Source organism: Robiginitalea sediminis, from assembly GCF_002198115.1.
Classification (GTDB): domain Bacteria; phylum Bacteroidota; class Bacteroidia; order Flavobacteriales; family Flavobacteriaceae; genus Robiginitalea; species Robiginitalea sediminis.
The window spans coordinates 343,580-367,225 of record NZ_NGNR01000004.1 but is presented as its reverse complement, the minus strand read 5'-3'; the positions used below and the strand labels follow the sequence as shown (position 1 = coordinate 367,225).

Here is a 23,646-nt window from a genome sequence, read left to right as displayed (position 1 = left end):
AATGGTCAGGGTTTCTCCTACCAGCACGGATCCGGAAATGTTCTGGTCGTCTGTGCTGGAGTTTGTTATCCATGAGTAAGTGCCTGCACCATCTGTGGAAAGGATGTCACCATTATTACCTCCGACAGGAAGTTCAATTTCATTGGTGTTGCTGGTATCTCCGTCGAGTGCCTCTGAAGCAGCAATCGCGGCTGTTACCTCAGTATCCAGAGCGAAGGGTGAAAGGNGTCAACATCTTCGGAGGTGCCCCCTTCAATCCCAATGGTCAGGGTTTCTCCTACCAGCACGGATCCGGAAATGTTCTGGTCGTCTGTGCTGGAGTTTGTTATCCATGAGTAAGTGCCTGCACCATCTGTAGAAAGGATGTCACCATTATTCCCTCCGACAGGGAGTTCAATTTCATTGGTGTTGCTGGTATCTCCGTCGAGTGCCTCTGAAGCGGCAATCGCGGCTGTTACCTCAGTATCCAGAGCGAAGGGTGAAAGGTCAACATCTTCGGAGGTACCCCCTTCGATCCCAATGGTCAATGTTTCTCCAACCAGGACGGATCCGGAGATGTTCTGGTCATCAGTTCCTCCGCCTGCAGCAAGTTCTGCAAGGGCCCCTTCTACATCTGATGCAGTAAAGTTTCCTCCGGCATCTGCAATGGGTACCTCGGCTGCCGTTTGATCATCTGTACTGCCCCCTGCTGCAATTTCGTCAATCGCGTCCTGTACGTTTGTTCCGGCGAGTCCCGAGGCGGTTGGGTCGTAGGGTACTTCTGCAGCGGTTTGGTCATCAGCACCTCCACCTCCGGCCAACGCCGCATCAATTCCTTCCAGGTGCCCTTCTACGCTCACGTCCGAAGGGGAATAGTTCAAAGGAGTCAGGGTCACGCCCACTTCAGCAGCCACCTGGTCGTCTGTACCAAACCCGGTGGTGGGTACGCTGAAGGTATTCCCCTGTTCAACGAGCTCCAGATTGGTGCCATTGATCTGAAAGGTCTGAATCAGCTCATTGGTGGGGTTGGCATCCGCATCGTCCACAGATAACGCAGCCAACTCGGTTTCGGTGACAAAATTGGGATCCAGGTCTACAGTCCCGTTGAAGGCCCCGCCAGCCCCGGTTACGTTAAACCCGTTGGCTACGGGGGTGATATTTGTGATTACCCCGTCTGCGCCCGAGGGGGCGGCAATCCACTGGGTGCCCCCGCCCGTGCTGCTGAGCAACTGGCCTGCAGCCCCGGCATTCCCGCCGGAATCCAGCAAGGATCCCGTTACAGAAAGCTCTGAGGTCTGTGTCCTGCCCGCAACCTGCAGCAGGTTGGCGCCTGCCGGGGTAGTGGTGCCAATCCCGACCTGTCCGGCATTGGTCACCGTAAAGACGGCATCGGCCAGGGTGGGGATATTGGTATTGGTGGCCTGGTTCTGTAATATGTGGAAGGAGCCCCGGGCAAAGGAATTGGTGCGTTCATAGGCCAGCGCCCCTTTTCCGAAGGCGGTGGCGGAATTCTCCACCGAGAACAGGATGGCTGCAGCAGTCCCGTTGTTGTCGATATTCAGGCGGTTCTGGATCTCCAGCGGGTAGGCCACCTGCCCGGACCTGCGCTCGGCAATCTGCACCCGGGCGTGGTTCCCGAATGAGCCATCGTCTATACCAATACCCAAAGCCCCCAGGCCATTGCGTTTGGTCTGGTCCCATTGGAAGGAGGGCGCGTTGGTAGTGGGCGCCCCTGTGGTCGCATCGGCAAAAAACACCCCATTGGGGTCGCCGGTAATGGTGGCCCCGCCAATGGCGTTGTCCACATAGGTCTTTACGGCATTCTGGGTAGGGTAGAGGGTGGTGGAGGGGTTGGTATCGCCCAGGAGCGCATCGTCGGATTTGTTGGAAAGGTTTTCCTTGGCGTTCAGCAGGGTGGTGTTCAGGTCAATAGCGTCTATCAGGAACTGGTCGTTGTAATACACCCCGCCGTCGGTTCCGTTAAAGAGCACGTTATCGTCGTCTGCGCTCACCAGGTCTGCCGTGGTGAGGTACCCGGCGTCGTTGGTAAAATCCGAGAGGGTCACCTCGGCAAAGTTGATCTCGGCATCGGCAATGGAATTGTCCTGCAACTCCTCGGTGCCCACCGCATCCGGGGCCAGCTTGTCTGCACCTATGGCGTTGTTCTGGATGTCTACCCCCGAGATGCTGAAATCCGCGATATTCTCGCTGCGGATCTCGCCTACCTCAAAATTAAAAACCTCCCCGTTTTCGGTAATCACAATGGTCTCCGCCGTATTGACGATGGGGTCCGTGGTAAACTGGTAGGGTAGGGAGGCGCAGACGTTCTGCCATTGCAGCCCGTCATAGTAAAAAAGGCATTGCTCGTCCGTGTTGTAGACCAGGGCACCGCGTTCGGGCACGATGGCCTCCATCTGGGCCGTGCTGACCCGGGAGATGACCAGGACCCGGTCCGAGCTCTCCAGCTCCAGCAGGGAAGACGGGTGGATGGTTTGGGGGTTGTTGCCGATTTTAACCTGAGCGCTGAGGGGCATCTGCAGCAGCAAAGCCCCGGCAAGGGCAAGCAGGAATCGAGTTCTCATATGGCGATTTTTTGGGGGTGGCCGTCTGCCCGGGGCGTTTGTGCATCGCCTTGCGGGAATTGGCCTACCCTACAAAATTAAAATTCTGAAGGTTACCGTCATAGAAATTAGCCCGAAGGGCTGAAAATTGCGTTGAACGGAGTGGGCTAAGGGGCAAAATTGGCCTTCGGCACCGCAGGGGGCAAGCAGGGAATTGGCCGTTTTCAGGGGGATTAACATAAGTTTAAGGCCCCCGGGTTTTTTTTTAGGCCCTCGTGCGCTTTCTTTATATTCGTTACCAGATTTGCACATCATGAAAAAACTGCTGATACTGGCGCTGACACTCGGGATTTTTTCGCCGGTAGCAGCTCAGGATGAGGACCGGGAACTGCTCCGCGGGAGCGTGTTGTACCGCAACACCCCGGTGCCCAATGAGAATGTGATCAATACCACGGCCGGCCTGGCCACCATTACCGACGACAGCGGGGCCTTTACCATTCCCGTTAAGCTGGGTGACGAACTGGTTTTTATGGCCCTGAACTACGAGTTGGAGGTCGTTGAGGTAAGCGAGGAAATCCTCAGGCGCAACCGCCTGGTGGTGGAGGTCAACGAGAAGGTGACCGAGCTGGACGAGGTTACCGTAAGCCCGGAGGAGCAACAGGAGTTCCTGCGCCTTCAGAATGAGGACTTTAAGCAGTTCGACTACGATACGGACGAGACCTCCGAATTCCAGAATATCGCCGAGGACCAGACTGTGAGGGGAATGCAGTACGGCCTGAATTTCGTCAACATCTTCAAACTGCTGGCCGGCACCCTGAAAAAGGACACCGCGGAGGAGCAGGCGCCCACCCTGAAAATGAGCGATGTGCTGGTGCAGATTTACGACGAAGCGTTTTTTATCCGCGATCTGAAAATCCCCCCGGACCGCATCGGTCAATTCCTGGATTTCTGCGACAACCAGATGCCCCCGAGGAGCCTGTTGAGGAAGGAGAACGAGTTTGAGCTCATCGATTTTTTGGTCAAGCAAAGTGACGCGTTCCGCAAAACGATGGAATAGGCCCGGCTGGGTAATTGCCCTGGCCCTTGCGGGGTTGCTCAGCAGCTTTCAGGCCCATGGCCAGCAGGAGCGGTTCCTGAGGGGCGAGGTGGTGGAAGGGGACCAGGGGGTCTCCGACGTCCACGTGCTTAACCTTTCTGCCCAGACTGCAACGATTTCAAACGAGACAGGTCAGTTTCGCATCAATGCCGAGACAGGGGATACCCTGTTGTTCTCTGCCGTACGCTACCGCAGGCAGACCCTGGTGGTAAGGGAGGCCATGTTTGAGGTGGCTGCCATCCGCGTGCCCCTGGAACCCTTTGTCAATGAGTTGGAGGAGGTGGTGGTTACCCCCTACGACCTTACCGGGGACCTGACCAAGGACCTGGAACGCCTGCCGGAAAAGGAGGTGGTGACCTCCTGGTCTCTGGGGCTGCCCAACGCCAATGCCCGCAAGTGGACCCCCACGGAAAACCGCCTGAACGAAGCCACCACCGGGGGCGGGATTGTCCCCCTTAACCCGATTTTGAATGCCATAACCGGGCGTACACGACGGCTTAAGAAGCAACTGGCCTACGAACGCCGTTACGACCAGGCCCGGCGCATCCGCCTGCAGGTCACAGACAGCGTTATTGTACAGGACCTGGGGATCCCGGCCCCCCGTATAGAGGACTTCATGTACTTTTGCGAGGTGGATTCCCTTTTTGAGGAAGTTGCAGCTTCCGAAGACCAGTTGAAGATCTGGGCCTTCCTGCGCAGGAAAAGCGAAGAATACAAGGGGTATAACCCCATGGATGAATAAGAATACCTGGCATGCCTTTTGCCGGATAACGGAAAGAATACTTACCTGATGAAAAACCGCATCTCCCTATTGCTGCTTATCCTGATGGGTACCATGAGCAGTTTTACAGCCCTTCATAAGTTCTATGTAAGTGTCACCAACGTGGAGTATTCCGAGAAGGACCAGGCCCTGCAGGTCATCAGCCGGGTATTTATAGACGACCTGGAGGCGGTGCTGCTGGAGCGCTACGATGTTCAGGCGCGTTTGGGGACACCTGAGGAATCGGGCCTGGCCAAGGCTTATGTAGAACGGTATTTCCGTACCAAGTTCGGCTTCGCCGTGAACGGAGAGGCACGGGACTTCACCTTTGTGGGCTACCGTTTCGACAAGGATCTGATTGTGTGTTATCTCGAGGTGCCCGGGGTGGCCCCGGAAAACCTCAAGACAGTGGAAGTGCGTAACGACGTGCTCACCGACCTGTTCGAGGAGCAAAAAAACCTCGTTCATATAAAAGTTCAGGGCAAGCGTAAAAGCTTTGTACTGATCCGGGAGAACAATAAAGGAATGTTAAACTTATGAGCCCTGACAGGGCAATTCGGGGTAAAATGTTAATTTCCCGCGACAAAATTTCCAACATATCCACTATGAGAATCAAGTACGTATTCACCGCCGTGTGCTACCTCTTTGCAGCGGCGCTTTTTGCACAGGAGGAACCGGAAACCCAGGAACGGCAACCCGGGCACCTGAATGAGAGCAAATTCCGCCAGATGTACCAGGAAATGGCTACGCCCAATACCTATCGCTCTGCTTCCGGGGCCCCCGGGCCGGATTACTACCAGCAGCAGGCCGACTACAAGATGGACATCACCCTGGACGACAAGGAGGCCCGGATTTACGGGGAAGAAACCATCACCTACCACAACAATTCCCCGGACGTCCTGGAATTCCTCTGGGTACAACTGGACCAGAACGTCAGGGCCAAGGATTCCAAATCGCCCCTGCGCAATGGGGGTGGGGTGCCGCTGGCCTACCGCACAGGGTCCTTTGCGGGGGAATACCTCGGGGAGCCTTTCGATGGCGGTTTTAACATTGAATATGTGCGCGATGCCGAAGGTAAGCCGCTATCCTATACGGTGAACCAGACCATGATGCGGGTAAACATCCCTCAGCCGCTCAAAAGCGGGGAGCAGGTTTCCTTCAGCATTAAATGGTGGTACAACATCCCGGACCACACCGTTAACCGGGCCCGTTCCGGATATGAGTATTTCCCCAAGGACGGCAACCGCGCCTATGTGATTGCCCAGTTCTTTCCCCGTATGGCCGTCTACAACGATGTGGAAGGATGGCAAAACCACCAGTTTTGGGGGAGCGGGGAATTTGCCCTGCCCTTTGGTAACTACGAGGTGAATATCACCGTTCCGGCCGACCACGTGCTGGATGCCACAGGGGTCCTTCAGAACCGCAAAGAGGTCTTCAGCAAAGAAATGATGCGCCGGTATGAGCAGGCCAAAAAGACCTACGACCAGCCGGTGATGATTGTTACTCAGGAAGAAGTGGAAGCCGCCGAAAAAGGGTTCTCGGACAAGACCAAGACCTGGAAGTTCAAGGCCGATATGGTCCGCGATTTCGGTTTCGCCACCTCCCGGAAATTCATCTGGGATATGATGGCCGTAAAAATCGGGGGCAAGGACGTGATGGCCGTTTCCCTCTATCCTAAGGAGGGTAACCCGCTTTGGGAAGAGCTCTCCACCAAGGTTGTGGCCAGCACCCTGAAGAGCTATTCGGCCCACACCTTCGACTACCCTTACCACAAAGCCATTTCCGTTCACGCCAAAAACCAGGGCATGGAATACCCCATGATCTGCTGGAATTACGGCCGCCCGAACGAAGACGGTACCTACTCCGACCGCGTGAAGTACGGGATGATCTCGGTGATCATCCACGAAGTGGGCCACAACTTCTTCCCCATGATTGTGAACTCGGACGAGCGCCAGTGGGGCTGGATGGACGAAGGCCTCGATACCTTTATGCAGTACCTGGCCGAACAGGAATTCGGGGAGGCATATCCGCAGGTGATTTCGCCTAATGAAAAATATCCCTCGCGCCGGGGCGCCCCTTCTGCCATAGTACCCTATATGGCGGGAGACCAGAGCTACATTGCCCCAATCATGTCCAACCCGGAGAACGTCTACCAGTTGGGCCCGAACGCCTATGCAAAGCCTGCCACGGCCCTGAATATCCTCCGGGAGACCGTTATGGGCCGCGAGCTTTTCGACCACGCCTTTAAGACCTATGCCCAGCGCTGGAAGTTTAAGCACCCCACCCCGGAGGATTTCTTCCGGACCATGGAAGATGCTTCTGCCGTAGATCTGGACTGGTTCTGGAGGTCCTGGTTCTATACTACCGATTACGTGGACATCGGGGTTAAGGGAGTAAAGAAATATTACGTTTCCGACAAGCCCACCCAGCAGATGAAGGAATATATGGCCAACAACGGTATTACCGAGGACCAGTTGCCGCCCCTGGTATACCTGGCCGAGGAAGACAGCGAGGACTACGACCCGGACCTGAAGGGTAAAAAGCCCTCTGAGATTTCCCAGCCGCTCAAGGAATTCATGATGGACAATATGACGGCTGAAGAGCGCGAGCGCCTGGAAGAGCCTAAGTTCTTCTATGAGGTGACCTTCGAGAAACCGGGAGGCATCCCCATGCCGCTGATCGTGGAATATACCTACGCCGACGGCAGTACCGAACGGGTGACCTACCCGCCGGAAATCTGGAGAAAAAACGATAAGGAGGTCAGCCGGGTGCTTTCTTCCAGCCAGGAACTGGTTGGGATCGTGGTAGACCCGGACGCGGAAACAGCCGATATCGATACGGAAAACAACCAGTGGCCCAGCGAGGAGGCCCCTTCCGAATTCGAGCAATTCAAGGAGAATATCAAGGGGAAATAACCCTTAAAACCCAGGAAAGTCCCGATGCCAGCCATCGGGACTTTTTTTATGGGCGGGTCTGAAACTTGCTTATATTTGTGCTATGGCGTTGTATCTACTTTTCATCAGCGGGGCGGAAATTTTTTTCATCCTCTTTATTGTGGTCATGGTATTCGGGGCCGATAAAATCCCCGGTATTGCCAAGGGCCTTGGCAAGGGCATGCGGCAGCTGAAGGACGCCACCGAGGATATCAAACGCGAAATCCACAAGAGCGCGGAGAAGCAGGGGATCGATACTTCCTTTACCAAGGAAATCGAAGAAGATATCAAGTCGGTCAAGAAGAACCTGGATGATGTAGGGGGCACCATCAGCCGCAAATAACCCCTCATGCTCGAACGCCTCCTCCAATGGGACCGGGAGGTCCTGATTTACCTGAACGGACTCGGGATAGAAACCTACGACGGTTTCTGGCAGGCGGTGACGGATATCCATACCTGGGCACCTCTTTTCCTGTTCCTCATCGTGTTGCTTTTCCGGAAATTCCATACCCGGGAAGGGCTGGCTATTTTGATTACGGCCCTGGTGATGCTCACCTGTATGCTGCTGCTGACCGACCTGACCAAGGAGTGGGTGGGGCGGCTGCGGCCCAACAACGATTTGGGGGTAAATGGCCTGATCCGGGTGCTCAGACGTCCATCCACCTATAGCTTTTTCTCCGGCCACGCCTCTTCCTCCTTTTCGGTGAGTACCTTTACTTTCCTCTTTTTGCGGCACCATTCCCGTTGGGCATTCCTGATTTTCCTCTGGCCCCTGTTGTTTGCCTTCAGCCGTATCTATGTGGGGGTACACTACCCCCTGGACATCCTGGTGGGCACCGTTGCCGGTATCGTCCTGGCCCTGGTGTTTTACAGGGTCTACCGCAGCCTTATTCAACCGTACATACAGTAAGCCCGTCCCGGATGGGAAGCAACACCGTCCGTACCCTGGGGTCGGAAGGCAGGGATTCGTTGAGGTTTTTCAGGATGGGGGTTACCTTGTCTTTTTTCTCAATGGGGTCCAGTACCTTGCCGGACCACAATACATTATCCAGCAATATGAGGCCGCCCTTGCGCATCTTGGGCAGGATGGCTTCGAAGTATTCCGGGTATTCCTTTTTTTCCGCATCGATAAAGGCCAGGTCGAAAGTCAGGTCCAGGCCGGGAATCACCTCAAGGGCGGGGCGGGTATGCTGGATAATCGCCTGGCCATAGGGGCTGCTGTCAAAATACCGGCGCTGCAGTTCCGTGAGTTCCGGGTTGATGTCTATGGTATGTAGCTGCCCGTCCGGGGCCATCCCCTCGGCCAGACACAGTGCGGAGTATCCGGTATAGGTCCCCACTTCCAGGATATAGGTTGGCCGTACCAGGCGGGAAATAAGGCTTAAAACGCGCCCCTGGTAGTGCCCGGTTATCATCCGGGGGCGGAGGACCTTCAGGTGGGTTTCCCGGGTGAGTTCCCGGAGCAGTTCCGGCTCCGCTTCGGAACATTGGGCGATATAGCTTTCCAGGGCGGCAGATAAAAAATGCATGATTGCGGAAATTTCCCCAAAAGTAGGGAATCCGAAACGGTTTTGACCTTTTAGGGCCGACCCCGGATTGCCGGGCTACCCTTTCGAGAATTGCGTACCTTTCCCGTGTAAATTTGCGCTATGCAGACTGTTATCCGTACTGCAGAGGAAAGGGACCTGGGGCAACTCCTGGAAATGGAGCAGGGCCTGATACGGGACGAGCGGCCTTATGACCCCACGATCCGCCCGGACCCGGTACAGTATTACGACCTGCCCGCCATGCTCAAGGACCCGGACACGCATTTGGTGGTGGCCGATGCCGGGGGGCGTATAGTGAGCTGCGGCTATGCGGCCAGACGGTCTCCCCGCCACTATCTGGATCACGAAGCCTATGCCCTGTTCGGTTTTATGTATACCCTGCCGGAGTTCCGCGGCCAGGGGTTAAACGGGAAGGTGATGGAGGTCCTGAAAATATGGGCCCGGGCCAGGGGCCTTAACGAGATCCGCCTTACCGTCTATGCCGGGAACCAACCGGCCATCCGGGCCTATGAGAAGGCTGGGTTTACCTCTCATATTGTGGAGATGCGGTTGGGTAAGGAAAGGAAATAAGCGGTTTTTTGACTTCGTTTTGAGCCAGGGTAGGGGTGGGCCCCCCACCCGCCCACCCATGAATCTACCCCACCCCCCTGCACTCCCCAATCAGTCATGCCCAAAGGACCCTCAAAAAAGCCCCGGCTTTGTATTGTTCGTCGTATTTTTGAACAAATGCTGCATATGGACTTTGAGAATACAGCCGGCTTTGCCGCCGCTTTGGATAAGGAAGACCCCCTGGCCCCGTATCGGGAACGCTTTCATTTCCCGAGGATAGGGGGTCGGGATGTCATTTATTTTACCGGCAATTCCCTTGGGCTGCAACCTAAAGCCGCCGACTCCTTTGTTGCGGAGGTTATGCAGGATTGGAAGTCCCTTGCCGTAGAAGGGCATTTTAAGGCGGAGAAGCCCTGGTGGACCTACCACGAGCGCCTTCGCGGGCCCCTCGCTTCCATAATGGGTGCGCTCCCGGAGGAAATTACGGTGATGAATACCTTAACGGTAAACCTCCACCTGCTTATGGTGAGTTTTTACCGCCCGGATGCGAAGCGCTATAAGATTTTATGCGAGGAGAAGGCCTTTCCGTCGGACCAGTATATGCTCAAAAGCCAGTTGCGGTTCCACGGGCTGGACCCTGAGGAAGCCCTGGTGGAAGTCCCGCGCAGAAACGGCGGGCACCATTGGCATACGGAGGATGTCCTCTCGGCCATTGCCGAACACGCAGACAGCCTGGCCCTGGTCCTTATAGGCGGGGTGAATTACTACAACGGGCAGGTGTTCGATATGGAGGCCATAACGCGGGCGGGCCGGCAGGCCGGTGCCATGGTAGGCTGGGACCTGGCCCATGCCGCAGGGAACATCCCCCTGAAGCTGCACGAGTGGGGAGTCGATTTTGCCTCCTGGTGCAGCTATAAATACCTGAACAGCGGCCCCGGGAACGCTTCCGGGGTGTTTATCCATGAGAGGCACCTGAACCGGGAGGACCTGCCCCGCTTCGAAGGCTGGTGGGGTACGCGCAAGGAGACCCGTTTCCTGATGCGCCCGGATTTTGAGCCGGCGGATTCTGCCGATGCCTGGCAACTCAGTAACCCGCCCATCCTCTCCCTGGCCCCGTTCCTGGCGTCCCTGGAACTCTTCCAGGAGGTAGGCATGGATGCCCTGGTAGCCAAAAGCCGTAAACTCACGGCGTACCTGGAGTTTGTCCTGCAAGAGATAGACGCCCAGGTCGAAAGCCGTTTTGAGGTGATTACCCCGGAGGCCCGCGGGTGCCAGCTCTCTGTATTCCTTCATGGGGAAGGAAGGCCCCTTTTCGATTACCTGATGGAGCAGGGTGTGATTGCCGACTGGCGGGAGCCAAATGTCATCCGCTTGGCGCCGGCCCCATTTTATTGTTCTTTTACCGATATGTACCGGTTTGGCCAGATCCTCAAGGAAGGGATCCTCAAAGGAAGGGCCTAGTGCTTCTGCCCGCCGGAATTGGTTATCTTTCCGCGCCTAAAACCCAACACCAGTCATGAACTCCCTGAGGCTAATCCTGACCCACCCGCGGTATTTTGCACCGGCCTGGGTGTTTGCCAGCCTGAACCTGTGGTTCGGGACCTGGGCCATCTATATCCCCAGGGTGCAGACCCGCCTGCAAATCGATAAGGCGGAGCTTGGTTTTGCCATTTTTTTCCTGTCGCTGGGGGTTTTCGCCATCTTCCCGGTAGCTGCCGGGATTATCAACCGCATCGGGGTGGGGCGCGCCACATGGTATGGGGTCCTGGCGTGCAGCCTTACGGCATTGCTGCCCCTTCTGGCCCCCACTTACCTCGCCCTGGTGGGTTCCCTGTTCCTCTTTGGGATGGCCAATGGGTTTACCGATATTTCCATGAATACCCTGGTCACCGAAATCGAGAAGGAAGACCGGGTGAAATTCATGTCTGCCGCCCACGGGTTTTTCAGCCTGGGTGGGGTGCTGGCGGGCCTGGGCAGTTTCCTGATCCCTTTTATAGGTTTGCCACCTTTGCACATGGCCGGGGTGGTGGTCCTGGTTTTTGGGGTAAACCTCTATTTCAGGAAGCATTATTTCCACCTCCGGGCAGAGGTACAGGAAAAAGGGAGTTTTAGCTTGAAACTGCTGCGGCCGCTGTTCCTGCTGGGGGTTATTTCCTTTGTGGTGATGGGTGGGGAAGGCGCTGTGGTAGATTGGAGTGGCCTCTACCTGAAGGAGGTCTCCCGGGCCCCTTCCTGGCTATGGGGCAGCGGCTTCCTGGCTTTTTCGGTAACCATGACCCTGGGGCGGTTCCTGGGCGACGGGATCAGTGCGCGCATCGGTTCGGTTCGGATCGTAGCCCTGGGCGCAGCAGTGGCCAGTGTGGGCTATGCCGGAGTCTTGTCTGGCCTGGTACTGCTTTCCGTGGTGGGGTTTGCCCTTATTGGACTTGGGTTCTCGGTTATTATCCCCGAGCTCTTCCGGATTGGCGGGAATGTGAAGGACGTGGATTCCTCCCGGGGTGTAGCCTTTGTGGCCGGTACCGGGTACAGCGGGTTCCTGGCGGCGCCCCCAATTCTGGGATACCTGGCCGAATCTTTTTCCCTGAAAACCAGTTTCTGGGTGCTGCTGGCCTGTGCCCTTCTGGTCCTTGTGGCTACTTTCCGCCTGGGCCGTCGCCAGGGATAAGGCCTTACCTGATTTCGATCCCGGTAAAGTAGAGTTTAAATCCGGATTCCGGGTTCTGCCGCATGGTGGAGAGCTGCAAGCCCCCGTAATCCTGGTACCCTTCCCAGGTGGTGATCAGGTTGGGTTCCGGTTGGTTGGCTTTCCGGAAGGCCCATTCCATCACTTTCGAATCGGCATCCAGGTAGAAGTCATAGGCATCTCCCGGGGTATATCCTCCGGAATCCCCATATACAATGGTCAGTTTGTCTGCAGCAGCCCCTGAGAGGGGTGCATTTACCCCTTCCTGATAGGTGTGGGTGATGTTCTGCCCATCCCAGACCCATTGGTACGGGGCCAGTAACCAGTATTTATCATTGATAAAGCCACCGTCTACCTGGGCCAGGGTAGAATCCACTTCGGCCCGCAGGTAGGTAACCGTATCCCCGGCCATGATGCGGGTTACTTCCTGCTGGCGGACATCCCAGATCCAGGTCCGCTCAAAATGGGTGGTGTCCCGGTCTATATTCCAGGTAAACCGGATCTGGTTTACCTCTTTCCAGTTGTCAAACCCATGGGCAGCGGCCAATTGCTCCAGAAGGGGGCGCTCCGGGGCTTCAGTTTGGACCTGGGTTTCAGGGGTATTCCTGCAGGAGGCCAGGACCAGCAGGCAGTACAATGGAATCAGATATTTCATAGCGATTGGATTTTACCCAAAGGTAAGGTCTTTTAGGCAGGGAACCACCAGGGTGCCCCCTGGAGTGTCTTAATTTTGAATCCCGGGGTCTGGACACGGATAAATACAAGCCCGGGCCTGAAGTTGGCGGAAAGGGTGCAAGGGTTAAGAGTCATTTTTTTTGGGGAAGGAAGACTGTTTTGCCTTGTTGCAACTACAGCAGTGGCGTGGTTCCGACGGGTTATTCTTTGTGCTTTCTCCCCGTTGGATTCTTATAAAATCACTATTTTTGACGGGTAACCAATAGAGCCTATGAGCGCAAAAAAAGGAAAGGTACAGGAGCTTATCGATACCCGTTTGCTGGAGGAGCGGAAAGTATTCCTCTGGGGCCAGGTAGATGACGATTCTGCCAAGCACGTGATAGACCGGCTGATGTATCTGGACATGCTGAACAACAAAGAGATCCAACTGATCATCAACAGCCCGGGGGGTTATGTCACCTCCGGCTTCGCTATTTACGATACCATCAAGGCGCTCAAGAGCCCCGTATCCACAGTCTGCTCAGGACTGGCAGCCTCTATGGGGTCCATATTGCTTTCGGTAGGGGCCAAGGGACGGCGGTTTGTACAGCCCCATGCCCGGGTCATGATCCACCAGCCCAGCGGCGGGGCCCGCGGACAGGCCTCCAACATTGAGATACAGGCGCGCGAAATCCTGAAAACCAGGGAAATCGGGGCCCGTATCCTGGCGGAGAACTGTGGCCAGAGTTTCGATAAAATCATGAAGGATTTCAACCGCGACTACTGGATGGATGCCGAGGAAAGCGTGGCTTACGGCATCGTAGACGGAATCCTGGAATAAACCGCACTAAATGCGGAATCAAAAAGACCTTTGGGGCCATGCCCCAAAGGTCTTTTCTTGTGGTTATAGCGTCGCCTAAGCGTGAATCCGATATATATACGCCTCGGTTTTGTACCCCGGATGCTGCCCGGGCGTTAAAAAAACCTAAAACGCATCCGGGTCCTCCCGGATCTCCCGTGCCCGCTCCCGTATCCCTTGCAGGGTATTCGCATCCATGCGATCCAGCAGGCGGAACATCATCCCCATGCGGGGGTTGTTTTCCAGCAAGGGGCGCTTCTCGGCCAGAAAGTCCCAGTACAGGGCATTAAAGGGGCAGGCATCCTTCCCGGTGCGTTTGCCCGGGTCATAGGGGCATCGGGAGCAATAGTCGCTCATTTTACCGATGTAGTTTGCGGCCCCAATATAGGGTTTGGTGGAGAGCAGACCCCCATCGGAATACTGGCTCATCCCTCGCGTATTCGGGAGTTCTACCCACTCTACTGCATCGATGTAGATCCCCAGGTACCACTGGTCTACCAGGTCCGGGTGGGTCCGCAGCAGCAGGGCGAAGTTCCCGGTAATCATCAGGCGCTGGATATGGTGGGCATAGGCCAGGCGCAGGCTTTGACCAATGCTTTCAGACAGGCATCGCATCTGAGTTTCGCCCGTCCAGAAAAACCGGGGGAGCTTTCCGGTATTGTTCAGGGCATTTTTCCCGGCATAATCCGGCATTTCCTTCCAGTAAATTCCCCTCATATATTCCCGCCACCCCAGGATCTGTCGCACAAAGCCCTCCACCTGGGAAATGGCAATAGCTCCAGGGTTTTCCCGGTATGCGGCTACGGCAACCCCTACCACTTCCCGAGGCCCGATCATCTTGGTGTTTAGCGGGAAGGAAAGCAGGGAATGGAACAGGAAGGGTTGGGTGGTATGCATGGCATCCTGGAAATCCCCGAACCTGGGTAGCAGGTACCGGCAGAAGTATTCCAGGGCTTCCAGGGCCTCCTCTCTTGTAAGCGGCCAGGGGAAGGCATCAGAGCACGATTCTCCTAGGGTTTCTACCCCGGCAGCCCGGATTTCAGCCTCGATCTCCCGCAGGTCCCTTTCCCACCTCCGGGCCGGGGGGATGGGCGGGTCCCCTTTCCATTTCTTGCGGTTTTGCTTGTCGAAGTTCCACTGCCCGCCTTCGGGTTGGTCTCCGTCCATCAACACCCCGTGTTTGCGCCGCATCATCCGGTAAAAGGACTCCATCAGCATTTGTTTCCGGCCTTTAAAGAACGAGGCCAGCTCCTGCCTGTCGGTGTAAAAGTGTTCGCTGGAAACCATCTGGCATGGGACCCCCGCCGAGGCGGCAAACTCCCGGAGTTGCCGGTCCAGCCGGTATTCGTCCGGTTCCTGGTATTCCAGCTTTCGGGCCCCGGTTACTTTAAGGGCCTGCTCCAGAATGTCGGGCAGGGCCTGGGGGTTGCCCGGTTCGGAGAGTTTCAGATACCGGACCTTGTGGCCCCCGGCTTCCAGGCATGCTGCAAAGGCCCGCATGGCAGCAAAGAAACCCATCACCTTCTGCAGGTGGTGGCGGACATAATCTGTTTCCTGCCGCATTTCGGCCATCAGGTAAGTCACCTCGGGGTCTGCCGTCTGGTACCAACTGTGTTTCGGGTTGAGCTGGTCGCCCAGGATCAGTCGGAGTACCTTCATGAGAATACGGGGTTTTCGAACAGGGTGGGCTGGAGCCAGGTCTTGCGGAAACGACCGTCCGCATCGTACCGGCTGGCCTGGAGCGATGGGTTAAAGGAGCGTTGTCGGGGGTCGTTGCCCACCTTGCTGTTGTACATCCAGTTGCCCCAGTTGCTGTGGACATCGTAATCCAGAAGCAGGTATTCAAACCAGGCGGCCCCCAGGCGCCAGTCCTGCCCCAGGCTTTGCGACCAGTAGCTGGCTACATTCTGCCTCCCGCGGTTACTCATCCACCCGGTAAGGGCCAATTCCTTCATATTGGCATTTACAAAATCGTTTTCGGTCTCCCCCCGGGTCCACTGCAACCAAAGCACCCTGGAGTCTTCCCGGGGCACCACCAGGTTGCGGATACCCCCGGGGTGGAAAATCCTGTCCTCGTGTTTCAGTGCGATATACTTGAAGTAATCCCGCCAGATCAGTTCAAAAATCAGCCAATAGGTGTCCTGGTTTTTCACAACCTCCTGTTCGTAGCGTTTAACCTCCCAGTAAATCTCCCGGGGGGAGAGGGACCCGTTGGCCAGCCAGGGGGAGAACTTGGAGCTGTATTCGGTGCCCACCAGCCCATTTCGGGTGTGTTTGTAGTAGGAAAGGCGGCGGTTTTTCCAGAACCAGGCATTCAGTCGCTCCCGGGCGGCCTGCCAGCCACCTGCAAAGGGAAAGGCCGTCCGGGGATCGGTTTCCACCAGGGGGAGGCCTAGTTGCGCAAGTCCTGGAACCTTTTGCTTTTCAGGAAGAGCCATGTTGTTGCGCTTCGGCCGGGGAGGGGCAAGGGGCCTGCGCACCTGCACCTGTTTTTCACAGGCTTTGCGAAAGGCAGTAAAGACTTCAGGGATGCGGGTAAAGGAATCATAAGGGACGTCCTCAGGGTGGAAGAGGAACTGGTTGTAGTGTTCCACGAGGCGCACCCCGGGTAGTGCACGGGCCACGGCCTCCAGTTCCCGGGCTTCATCCCGGGTCCATTCCTTTTGCAGGTGGATTTCCGTGACCCCGTGGGTTCGGGCCAGTTCGGCAATGGCTTTCCCGGGTTCCCCCTGTAGCAGGTAAAAAGGGATTCCCTGTGCGCGCAGTCCTTCTTCCAGGTCCGTTAGGGTTTCCAGCAGGAAACGCGCCCGGTATGGGCCGGTGCGCCTCACCCCGTAATCGCCGGCATCAAAATGCCCGGGGTTGAGGCAGTAGGTCGTTAGGACGGAATCGCTCCTGCAGGCTGTCGTAAGGCCCGGGTGGTCCGAGACCCGCAGGTCGTTTCGAAACCAGTAGAGAGCAACACTCATGGGGTGGGGGTATTTAGGGTTTGTTTATTGCCCCGGCAGCGCCGGCTGCAATAGCGAACCTCGTTCCAGGAACGCTCCCATTTTTTCCGCCACTGGAAGGGCCGGCCGCAAACCGGGCAGATTTTAGTGGGAAGATGTTGTTTCGCACTCATTTGTTTAAGCAAATAAATAAAAAAGTAAACAAATTCTGTGTTAGGGATTCCCTAAATCCTGGTGCTACCCAATGGCCCCGCCCTGCGTCTGCCCCTATTTTGTACCTTTAGGCCAACCAATGGCATCGCAATGAAGCAATCCCTGAAGGAAATGGCTATCGTGGGCTCCGGTTTGGTTGGCGCCCTGCTGGCCATATACCTGCGGAAAGCCGGGCATAAGGTTACGGTCTTCGACCGCAGGCCCGACATACGCACTACTGAATTTTCTGGCCGCTCCATTAACCTGGCCATGAGCAACCGCGGCTGGAAAGCCCTGAAGGAGGCCGGTATTGAGGATGAAATCCGGAAGTTGGCCATCCCGCTCTACGGACGGGCAATGCATGTAGTTGGAGAACCGGTATATTTCCAGAAGTACGGGAAGGAAGGGGAGGCCATCTGGTCCATCTCCCGCGGGGTGCTGAACCGCCGCATGATTGACCTGGCCGAGGCGGCAGGGGCCGAATTCCGGTTCGAGGAAAAGGTATGGGATGTGGACTTGCCCACAGCCCAGCTCTTTACAGGCGAAACCGAGAAAGGGGCCTGGCAGGCCTATCAATTCGACCATATCTTCGGGTGCGATGGGGCCTTCTCCCGTATCCGCCATAAAATGCAGCGGCGCAGCCGTTTCGATTATTCCCAGGATTTCCTGGATGTGGGCTATAAGGAATTGACCATCCCGCCCAATCCGGACGGGACCCACCAGCTAGACCCCAATGCCTTTCACATCTGGCCCAGGGGCCGGTTTATGTTTATCGCCATGCCCAACCTGGACGGCAGTTTTACCTGTACCCTGTTCCTGCCCTTCGAGGGGGAGATTTCCTTTGAGAGCCTGCAGACCCGGGAAGCCGCCCGGTCTTTTTTCCTGGAGTATTTCCCTACGGTTACCCCGGTGATCGAGAACCTCACCGGCGATTTTTTCAAGAACCCCACCTCGGCCCTGGTAACCGTCAAGTGCTTTCCGTGGACCTACTGGGACAAGGTAGCCCTGGTGGGCGATTCCGCCCACGCCATCGTTCCTTTTTTCGGACAGGGGATGAATGCCGGGTTCGAAGATATCGGTACCCTGTACCGGCTTATGGGCACCCATGGCGACGATTGGGAGGCCATCTTTCTTAACTACCAGCGCGAGCGCAAGCCGAATGCGGACGCCATTGCGGAGCTCAGTTATCGGAACTTCGAGGAGATGAGCGCCAAAACCGCAGACCCGCGGTTTTTGCTACAGAAGAAAATCGAGAAGCACTTTGCCCTCCAGTACCCGGATAAATGGGTCCCGGCCTACTCCCGGGTTACCTTTTCGGACCGACCCTATGTGGAGGCCCTGCAGGTGGGCGACCGCCAGGAGGCCATCATGCAGCAGGTCATGGAAATGCCCGACCTGGAATCGCGGTGGGACAGCCCGGAGGTTACCCGACGCATCCTCCATCTGCTGGAGGCGAATCCCATTGGGGTGGAATAAAAAAACCACCCGGGGGTCCGGATGGTTTTGAGACGGGGAAAATTCCCAATCGTTATTTGATACTCTCGAAGAGCTCCTGCATTTTTTGCTGCTCTTCCTCGGCCAGGGTCGGATCTACCAGGATTCGCCCGCTGTGCTCGTCGGTAATGATTTTTTTGCGGGAGGCGATTTCCACCTGGATCTGGGGTGGGATGGTAAAGAAGGACCCTCCGGAAGCGCCGCGCTCTATCGGAACCACGGCCAGGCCATTTTTCACGCTGCCGCGGATGCGCTTATAGGCATTTACCAGACGCGCCTCGATTTTCTTTTCGAATTCCTCGCTTTTGGAAAGCAGGGCTTTTTCCTCCTTTTCGGTCTCGGCCAGAATGGCGTCCAGTTCCCCTTTCTTGTGTTTGAGGTGCGTTTCGCGCTCGCTGAGCTTTTCCTTGGTCTCGGAAATCACCTCTATTTTCTGCTCAATCTGGGCCTTGTGTTCCCGGATGTGCTTTTCGGCAAGCTGAATTTCGAGCTCCTGGTATTCAATCTCCTTGGAAAGGGAGTTGAATTCCCGGTTGTTGCGCACGTTTTTCTGCTGCTCGTTGTATTTTTTGATCAGGGCCTTGGCATCCTCAATCATATTTTTCTTCGAGGTGATCTCGTAGTTGATGGTCTCCACATCGGTCTTGAGCTTGTCCACACGGGTCTTGAGTCCCTGCACTTCATCCTCGAGGTCTTCCACCTCCAGAGGCAGCTCCCCGCGGACATTGCGGATTTCATCTACCCGGGAGTCGATCAGTTGCAGGTCGTACAGGGCCCTGAGTTTTTCCTCTACAGTCACTTCGGTCTTCGATGCCATATTCAAAAATAGTTGACGGGGTTCGTTTTCGTCTCCGATAAAGAGATGGCAAAATTAGGAATTTTTTCGCTAAGATAGTCGTAGAGGCATTTTTTTGTAAACTGCTCAGTTTCATAGTGCCCCACGTCTGCGATCAGCAGCCGGTCTTCGCCCTGGAAGAACTGGTGGTATTTCACGTCCCCTGTAACCAAAACATCGGCCCCTGCGGCTTTTGCAGGGCCTATGGCAAAGGCCCCGCTGCCCCCCAGGACGGCAATGCGGCGCACGGGTGTCTCCGGAAGCGCACTGTGGCGGATACAGGGGGTGCCCAGCACGTCTTTGAGCTGTTGCAGGAAGGCTGTGGGTGCAACGGCTTCGGGCAGGGTGCCCACCATCCCCATGCCCAGGTGGTTATAAGCGTTGTTCAGGGTGGTGAGTTCGTAGGCCACCTCCTCATAGGGATGGTGGGTAAACAGGGCCTGTAACACGGCCTTTTCCCGGTCAGCAGTAAAGGTCAGATGGAGCTGGTCCTCGGGTTCCTTTTGAAGAGTGCCCCGTTGGCCAATGGCGGGGTTAGCCGCTTCCCCGGGCAGGAAACTTCCCTCCCCCGGGCTGCGGAAGCTGCAATGGGAGTAATGCCCCAGGCTGCCTGCCCCCGCCTGGAACAGGGCGTTAAGCAAGGCTTCGCGGTCCTGGTGGGGCACATAGGTCACCAGTTTGCGTATCATCCCTTTTTTCGGGATCAGGATTTGGGGGTTTTCGATACCCAGGGCCTCGCAAAGGGCGCTGTTTACCCCTCCGGGTACGTTGTCCAGGGCCGTATGCATGCTGTAAATGGCAATCCCCTTTTCCAGTGCCCGGGCCACTACGCGTTCCACATAGGTGGCGCCTGTAAGACGTTTGAGGCCCTGGAAAATAATGGGGTGGAAACTCAATATGAGGTTGCAGTCCTTTGCAATGGCCTCCTCCACCACGGCTTCCAGGCAGTCCAGGGTAATCAGGACCCCCCTCACGGGGGTATCCGGGCGGCCCACCAGCAGGCCGGTGTTGTCGAAGTCTTCGGCAAACGCCGGCGGGGCGAGGGTCTCCACCAGATCGGTGATCTCTTTTACGGTCATCCTGCGGGAGGTTTGGGTTCCTTCAAAGATAAATAAACTATTTTCGCTCCTATGGAGGTATTGCGCAAATGGCTCTGGCCTTTTTCCTGGATCTACGCCGGGGTAACCTACCTGCGGAATAAGGCCTACGACTGGGGGTGGTTGGCATCCGAAAGCTTTCCCGTGCCGATTCTGTGCGTGGGCAACCTTAGTGTGGGAGGTACTGGAAAAACCCCCATGGTGGAATGGCTGCTGCAGGCATGCGCGGGGCGTAAGGTGGCGGTCCTGAGCAGGGGGTATGGGCGGAAGAGTACAGGCTTCCAGCGGGTTACTGCTTCCAGTACCGCAGACCAGGTAGGGGACGAGCCCCTGCAGATTGCCCTGAAATTCCCCGGGGCGGTTGTGGCAGTGGACGCTAACCGCAGACGGGGAATCCGCAGGCTTGTCGAAACGGAAGCCCCGGATTTGATCCTGCTCGACGATGCCTTTCAGCACCGCAGGGTAACCCCTTCGGCCTCCATCCTGCTCACGGCCTATGATGCTCTCTATACGGATCAGGGATACCTCCCCAGCGGGGACCTGCGGGACCACCGTTCCCAGGCCAAACGGGCCGACGTCATTATCGTTACTAAATGCCCCAGGTCCCTTACCGAAGCAGACCGGTTACTGGTGGAGCTTGCACTGCGGCCCCGGGAAGGACAGATACTGCTCTTCGCCCACCTTCAGTACGACGCGATCCGGGAGTCTTCCGGGGCGGAGGTTGCTGAGGACCGGTACAAGGCGGTCCCGCTTAAGCTTGTTACCGGGATTGCAAAGCCGGGTCCGCTGCTGGAGCACCTGGGGCAAAGCGCCCTCCGTTTCGACCACCTGAGTTTCCCGGACCACCACCGATTTACGGCCGGGGACCTGCAACGGATTTCAAAAGCGGGGCAGGTTTTGACCACAGAAAAAGATGCCGTCCGGCTGGCTGGCACCCTGGAATCGTTTTGGGTTATTGGGGTAAAACACCGCTTTTCCCCTGAAGACCGGGAGCGGTTATTGGCATTTTTAAGCCGCTTCTAGGAAGTAGTTTTCCGCATTTTGTGCTCCACGATATTCTCCCCGATTTTCCGGTAGAAGAATTCGGGCTTAAAGGGTTTGGTCACCACGTCATTGCACCCTGCGGCGTAGAAGGTCTCCAGGCTGTCGTCCAGGGAAATGGCCGTAAGGGCAATTATGGGGGTATCCGTGTCGAAGGCCCGAATGCGTTCGGTGGCTTCCACCCCGCTGATGCCCGGCATGTGGATGTCCATCAGGATGCCGTCATAGTGGTTCTCGCGCGCCAGCTCCACGGCCTCTGTCCCATTGCTGGCCACATCGCAGCTGATCTCTTTTTTGCCCAGCATTTTCCGGGTGATAACCTGGTTGATCTTGTTGTCTTCCACCACCAGCAGGTGCAGCCCTTTGAATTCGTAATCCCGCTCTGAAACCTCGAAGTTCAGGTCTTCCACCACATCGTCCTTGCATGTGAAATCCAGTTCGAAGAAGAAAGTACTGCCCTTGCCCAGTTCGCTTTCCAGCTGGATTTTGCTGCCGAACAACCCCAGAAGACTCTTGACTATGGTAAGGCCCAGTCCGGTACCCCCGTATTCCCGGTTGATTTGGATAGAGCCCTGTTCAAAACTGTCGAAGATCTTGGCCTGCTGTTCCGGGTCAATCCCTATCCCGGTATCGCGTACCTCAAAATACACCCGGGCCTGGTTCCCTTCCTGGGCAATAAGCCTTGCGATGACCGCTACTTCCCCGTCCTTGGTGAATTTCAGGGCGTTGCCCACCAGGTTCATAAAGATTTGGGAAAGTTTCAGCGGATCGCTCATCAGTTGGGCAGGAATCCTCGGGTCGTAGTCCAGGATCAGTTCGGTTTTTCGTTCTTTGGCGGTCTGCGCCAGGGATTTGTTTACCTCTGCCAATACCTTTTTCAGGTTGCACTCCACTTCCAGGGGCTCCAGCTTGTCGGCATCGATTTTATTGATCTGGAGGATGTCGTTGATAAAGTTCAGCAGGTAGTCCCCGGAGAACTTCAATGCCTTGAGGTGTTCCTTCTGGCTTTCGCTAGGGTTTTCCTCCAGTAGCAGGTGGGTAAGGCCGGTTACGGCATACAGTGGGGTCCGCAGTTCATGGCTTACCGTGGAGAGGAAATTGGTCTTGGCTTCCATGGCCTGGACAGCCGCATCCCGGGCCGATTGCAATTCCCGGTTCTTGGTGTGCAGTAGGTCGTTGGTCTTCAGCTTGATTTGGTTGTTCCTGTAGAGGGATACCGCCAAGAGGGAGATAATAGTCAGGAAAATGGAGGTAAAAATCACGGTGAGCTCCGAGCGGTTGGCCGATTTATGCAGCCTTACGATTTCCTCGTCCTGCCTTTTGATTTCCTTGTCGAGGTATTCGAACTGGACCTGGTTGGCAGTGCTGCTCTCCACTTCGGCCTTTTGCAGGGTAAAAACCGAATCCTTGAGCTGCGCCATCTGGCGTTCGTACAGGAGGGCATTGGCAAAGTCCCCATTGCTTTCATAAAGCCCGCTCAGCAGCAGGATAGCGTCCATTTGCTCATTGGAAAACCCTTCGGAGGCTGCTATGGTGCGCGCATTCTCGGCATGCTCGATGGCTTGAGGGGTTTGCCCCTGTTCCTGTCGCAAGTGGGCCAGGCCCAGGTAGGCGCGTGTCCTGAGGTACTCGCGCTCAAGCGGGTCGCTGTTGATCAGCAGGGCATTGTAGTTGGTTTCGGCCAGGTCCGTCTTCCCAATTTTCAGGTAGCTTTCGGCCTCGGCCAGGATTATGTGGTTGAGCAGGTTCCTGTCGTTGGTGCGCTGTCGGGCAATGTCCAGCATATTGAGCGCCATGAAATAGTTCCCGCTTTCCAGCAGCATGCGGGCTTCAATATACCGGTGGAATGCCGTGCCGTAGGGGTATTGTATATTTTCGAGCAAAAGGGCAGCGCGGTCCCAGTAGAAGGAGCTGGTTTCCCGTTTTCCGAGTTTTTGGTAGAGCAGGGCAAAGTAGTGGTAACTATCTACCAGCCCTTTCTCGTTCTGCTGTTTTTCCGACCATTCGGCAGCGGCGTCCAGGGTTTCCAGGGCCTGGTCCATCTGGCCCTGATTTCGGTAGATCAATGCCTTCTGGATGTAGGCATTGAATTCCTGTTCTGCCGCATTGGGGATTTGTGCCCGGAGCCCAATGGCCCAGAACAGCCCTGTCAACAGAAGGCATATTAAACGCGTATGTAACTGGTTTCTAGTCAATAATACCGATACGCTAATGCGGATTTCCGGTGTTAGGATCCCAGATGCAACCGCTATTGAATCAAACGCTCAGAAGGCCTAACTATTGTACATTTTACGAACAATCCGAAGGCCGGGAGCCTAATTTAATCCCTTTTTGGGGATAAACGGTGCAAAAGGATGTTTAAGGCACACATCCTGCGTAGGTTACACAGGTGATCTTTTCCTGTCGAATGGGATCTCT

20 protein-coding genes are annotated in these 23,646 nt (G+C 56.0%); 12 read left to right on the top strand and 8 right to left on the bottom strand.

Annotated features, from left to right (window positions below; genetic code table 11):
• Nucleotides 1-2,853: 2,853 nt before the first annotated feature.
• The 6 genes from CA832_RS14165 (at nt 2,854) to CA832_RS14140 (ending at nt 8,239) form a co-directional block, all read left to right on the top strand.
• Nucleotides 2,854-3,597, top strand: coding sequence for a hypothetical protein (locus CA832_RS14165; protein ID WP_088342278.1), 744 nt, complete (start codon nt 2,854-2,856; stop codon nt 3,595-3,597).
• Nucleotides 3,569-4,378 (top strand): peptidase associated/transthyretin-like domain-containing protein, encoded by an 810-nt coding sequence (locus tag CA832_RS14160; protein ID WP_088342277.1) that lies wholly within the window; start codon nt 3,569-3,571, stop codon nt 4,376-4,378. The genes CA832_RS14165 and CA832_RS14160 overlap by 29 nt, the downstream gene beginning before the upstream one ends.
• 48 nt (nt 4,379-4,426) lie before the next feature.
• Nucleotides 4,427-4,936 (top strand): DUF6702 family protein, encoded by a 510-nt coding sequence (locus tag CA832_RS14155; RefSeq protein WP_088342276.1) that lies wholly within the window; start codon nt 4,427-4,429, stop codon nt 4,934-4,936.
• A gap of 65 nt (nt 4,937-5,001) precedes the next feature.
• Entirely contained in the window at nt 5,002-7,311 is a 2,310-nt protein-coding gene (locus CA832_RS14150) for a M1 family metallopeptidase (RefSeq protein WP_088342308.1), read from the top strand.
• Between the two features lie 82 nt (nt 7,312-7,393).
• Nucleotides 7,394-7,672: a Sec-independent protein translocase subunit TatA/TatB gene (locus CA832_RS14145; RefSeq protein WP_088342275.1), complete on the top strand. Its 279-nt coding sequence runs from the start codon at nt 7,394-7,396 to the stop codon at nt 7,670-7,672.
• 6 nt (nt 7,673-7,678) lie between these two features.
• A complete protein-coding gene (locus tag CA832_RS14140) occupies nt 7,679-8,239 on the top strand; it encodes a phosphatase PAP2 family protein (protein WP_088342274.1) in 561 nt (186 codons plus the stop codon).
• Here the strand turns inward: CA832_RS14140 and CA832_RS14135 are convergent.
• A complete protein-coding gene (locus tag CA832_RS14135; RefSeq protein ID WP_088342273.1) occupies nt 8,217-8,858 on the bottom strand; it encodes an O-methyltransferase in 642 nt (213 codons plus the stop codon). The genes CA832_RS14140 and CA832_RS14135 overlap by 23 nt on opposite strands.
• Before the next feature lie 120 nt (nt 8,859-8,978).
• Here CA832_RS14135 and CA832_RS14130 point away from each other — a divergent pair, with 120 nt between their 5' ends.
• The 3 genes from CA832_RS14130 (at nt 8,979) to CA832_RS14120 (ending at nt 12,090) form a co-directional block, all read left to right on the top strand.
• Nucleotides 8,979-9,446, top strand: a complete 468-nt coding sequence (locus CA832_RS14130) for a GNAT family N-acetyltransferase (protein ID WP_088342272.1) — start codon at nt 8,979-8,981, stop codon at nt 9,444-9,446.
• Between the two features lie 165 nt (nt 9,447-9,611).
• The gene (gene kynU / locus CA832_RS14125) at nt 9,612-10,886 is read left to right on the top strand and encodes a kynureninase (protein ID WP_088342307.1); all 1,275 of its coding nucleotides are present in this window, start codon (nt 9,612-9,614) and stop codon (nt 10,884-10,886) included.
• A gap of 55 nt (nt 10,887-10,941) precedes the next feature.
• Nucleotides 10,942-12,090 carry an MFS transporter gene (locus CA832_RS14120; RefSeq protein WP_088342271.1) on the top strand — a complete coding sequence of 383 codons (1,149 nt, stop codon included), beginning with the start codon at nt 10,942-10,944 and terminating at the stop codon, nt 12,088-12,090.
• Between the two features lie 4 nt (nt 12,091-12,094).
• Here the strand turns inward: CA832_RS14120 and CA832_RS14115 are convergent, their stop codons facing one another.
• The gene (locus CA832_RS14115; protein ID WP_088342270.1) at nt 12,095-12,763 is read right to left on the bottom strand and encodes a hypothetical protein; all 669 of its coding nucleotides are present in this window, start codon (nt 12,761-12,763) and stop codon (nt 12,095-12,097) included.
• A 291-nt stretch (nt 12,764-13,054) separates the two neighbouring features.
• Here CA832_RS14115 and CA832_RS14110 point away from each other — a divergent pair, with 291 nt between their 5' ends.
• Nucleotides 13,055-13,603, top strand: a complete 549-nt coding sequence (locus CA832_RS14110) for a ClpP family protease (protein ID WP_088342269.1) — start codon at nt 13,055-13,057, stop codon at nt 13,601-13,603.
• Between the two features lie 144 nt (nt 13,604-13,747).
• Here CA832_RS14110 and CA832_RS14105 read toward each other — a convergent pair whose 3' ends face one another.
• Genes CA832_RS14105 through CA832_RS14095 form a run of 3 tightly spaced genes read right to left on the bottom strand, consistent with a single transcriptional unit; the run spans nt 13,748 to nt 16,742 of the window.
• Entirely contained in the window at nt 13,748-15,280 is a 1,533-nt protein-coding gene (locus tag CA832_RS14105) for a cryptochrome/photolyase family protein (RefSeq protein WP_088342268.1), read from the bottom strand.
• Complete coding sequence (locus CA832_RS14100) at nt 15,277-16,590, bottom strand: DASH family cryptochrome (protein WP_088342267.1); 1,314 nt, start codon at nt 16,588-16,590, stop codon at nt 15,277-15,279. Before CA832_RS14100 ends, CA832_RS14105 begins: the two co-directional genes overlap by 4 nt.
• Complete coding sequence (locus CA832_RS14095) at nt 16,587-16,742, bottom strand: DUF2256 domain-containing protein (protein WP_088342266.1); 156 nt, start codon at nt 16,740-16,742, stop codon at nt 16,587-16,589. Before CA832_RS14095 ends, CA832_RS14100 begins: the two co-directional genes overlap by 4 nt.
• 124 nt (nt 16,743-16,866) lie before the next feature.
• Here CA832_RS14095 and CA832_RS14090 point away from each other — a divergent pair, with 124 nt between their 5' ends.
• A complete protein-coding gene (locus CA832_RS14090; protein ID WP_394335758.1) occupies nt 16,867-18,237 on the top strand; it encodes an FAD-dependent oxidoreductase in 1,371 nt (456 codons plus the stop codon).
• 52 nt (nt 18,238-18,289) lie between these two features.
• Here the strand turns inward: CA832_RS14090 and CA832_RS14085 are convergent, their stop codons facing one another.
• On the bottom strand, nt 18,290-19,072 hold the full coding sequence (locus tag CA832_RS14085; protein WP_088342264.1) for a zinc ribbon domain-containing protein: 783 nt from the start codon (nt 19,070-19,072) through the stop codon (nt 18,290-18,292).
• A gap of 2 nt (nt 19,073-19,074) precedes the next feature.
• Nucleotides 19,075-20,169 (bottom strand): Nif3-like dinuclear metal center hexameric protein, encoded by a 1,095-nt coding sequence (locus CA832_RS14080; protein ID WP_088342263.1) that lies wholly within the window; start codon nt 20,167-20,169, stop codon nt 19,075-19,077.
• A gap of 51 nt (nt 20,170-20,220) precedes the next feature.
• Here CA832_RS14080 and lpxK point away from each other — a divergent pair, with 51 nt between their 5' ends.
• Nucleotides 20,221-21,210, top strand: a complete 990-nt coding sequence (lpxK, locus tag CA832_RS14075; protein ID WP_088342262.1) for a tetraacyldisaccharide 4'-kinase — start codon at nt 20,221-20,223, stop codon at nt 21,208-21,210.
• On the opposite strand, the gene CA832_RS14070 is transcribed toward lpxK, so the two are convergent.
• Nucleotides 21,207-23,381 carry a tetratricopeptide repeat-containing hybrid sensor histidine kinase/response regulator gene (locus CA832_RS14070; protein ID WP_233131843.1) on the bottom strand — a complete coding sequence of 725 codons (2,175 nt, stop codon included), beginning with the start codon at nt 23,379-23,381 and terminating at the stop codon, nt 21,207-21,209. The two genes, lpxK and CA832_RS14070, sit on opposite strands and share 4 nt — an antisense overlap.
• Nucleotides 23,382-23,646 lie beyond the last annotated feature (265 nt).

Excerpts from the sequence above, each read along its gene's own strand:
- CA832_RS14105 (WP_088342268.1), bottom strand. The coding sequence starts at position 15,280 with ATGAAGGTACTCCGACTGATCCTGGGCGACCAGCTCAACCCGAAACAC.
- CA832_RS14120 (WP_088342271.1), top strand. The coding sequence starts at position 10,942 with ATGAACTCCCTGAGGCTAATCCTGACCCACCCGCGGTATTTTGCACCG.
- CA832_RS14165 (WP_088342278.1), top strand. The coding sequence starts at position 2,854 with ATGAAAAAACTGCTGATACTGGCGCTGACACTCGGGATTTTTTCGCCG.
- CA832_RS14150 (WP_088342308.1), top strand. The coding sequence starts at position 5,002 with ATGAGAATCAAGTACGTATTCACCGCCGTGTGCTACCTCTTTGCAGCG.
- CA832_RS14130 (WP_088342272.1), top strand. The coding sequence starts at position 8,979 with ATGCAGACTGTTATCCGTACTGCAGAGGAAAGGGACCTGGGGCAACTC.
- CA832_RS14095 (WP_088342266.1), bottom strand. The coding sequence starts at position 16,742 with ATGAGTGCGAAACAACATCTTCCCACTAAAATCTGCCCGGTTTGCGGC.
- lpxK (WP_088342262.1), top strand. The coding sequence starts at position 20,221 with ATGGAGGTATTGCGCAAATGGCTCTGGCCTTTTTCCTGGATCTACGCC.
- CA832_RS14145 (WP_088342275.1), top strand. The coding sequence starts at position 7,394 with ATGGCGTTGTATCTACTTTTCATCAGCGGGGCGGAAATTTTTTTCATC.
- CA832_RS14110 (WP_088342269.1), top strand. The coding sequence starts at position 13,055 with ATGAGCGCAAAAAAAGGAAAGGTACAGGAGCTTATCGATACCCGTTTG.
- CA832_RS14115 (WP_088342270.1), bottom strand. The coding sequence starts at position 12,763 with ATGAAATATCTGATTCCATTGTACTGCCTGCTGGTCCTGGCCTCCTGC.
- CA832_RS14080 (WP_088342263.1), bottom strand. The coding sequence starts at position 20,169 with ATGACCGTAAAAGAGATCACCGATCTGGTGGAGACCCTCGCCCCGCCG.
- CA832_RS14155 (WP_088342276.1), top strand. The coding sequence starts at position 4,427 with ATGAAAAACCGCATCTCCCTATTGCTGCTTATCCTGATGGGTACCATG.
- CA832_RS14100 (WP_088342267.1), bottom strand. The coding sequence starts at position 16,590 with ATGAGTGTTGCTCTCTACTGGTTTCGAAACGACCTGCGGGTCTCGGAC.
- CA832_RS14085 (WP_088342264.1), bottom strand. The coding sequence starts at position 19,072 with ATGGCATCGAAGACCGAAGTGACTGTAGAGGAAAAACTCAGGGCCCTG.
- CA832_RS14135 (WP_088342273.1), bottom strand. The coding sequence starts at position 8,858 with ATGCATTTTTTATCTGCCGCCCTGGAAAGCTATATCGCCCAATGTTCC.
- kynU (WP_088342307.1), top strand. The coding sequence starts at position 9,612 with ATGGACTTTGAGAATACAGCCGGCTTTGCCGCCGCTTTGGATAAGGAA.
- CA832_RS14140 (WP_088342274.1), top strand. The coding sequence starts at position 7,679 with ATGCTCGAACGCCTCCTCCAATGGGACCGGGAGGTCCTGATTTACCTG.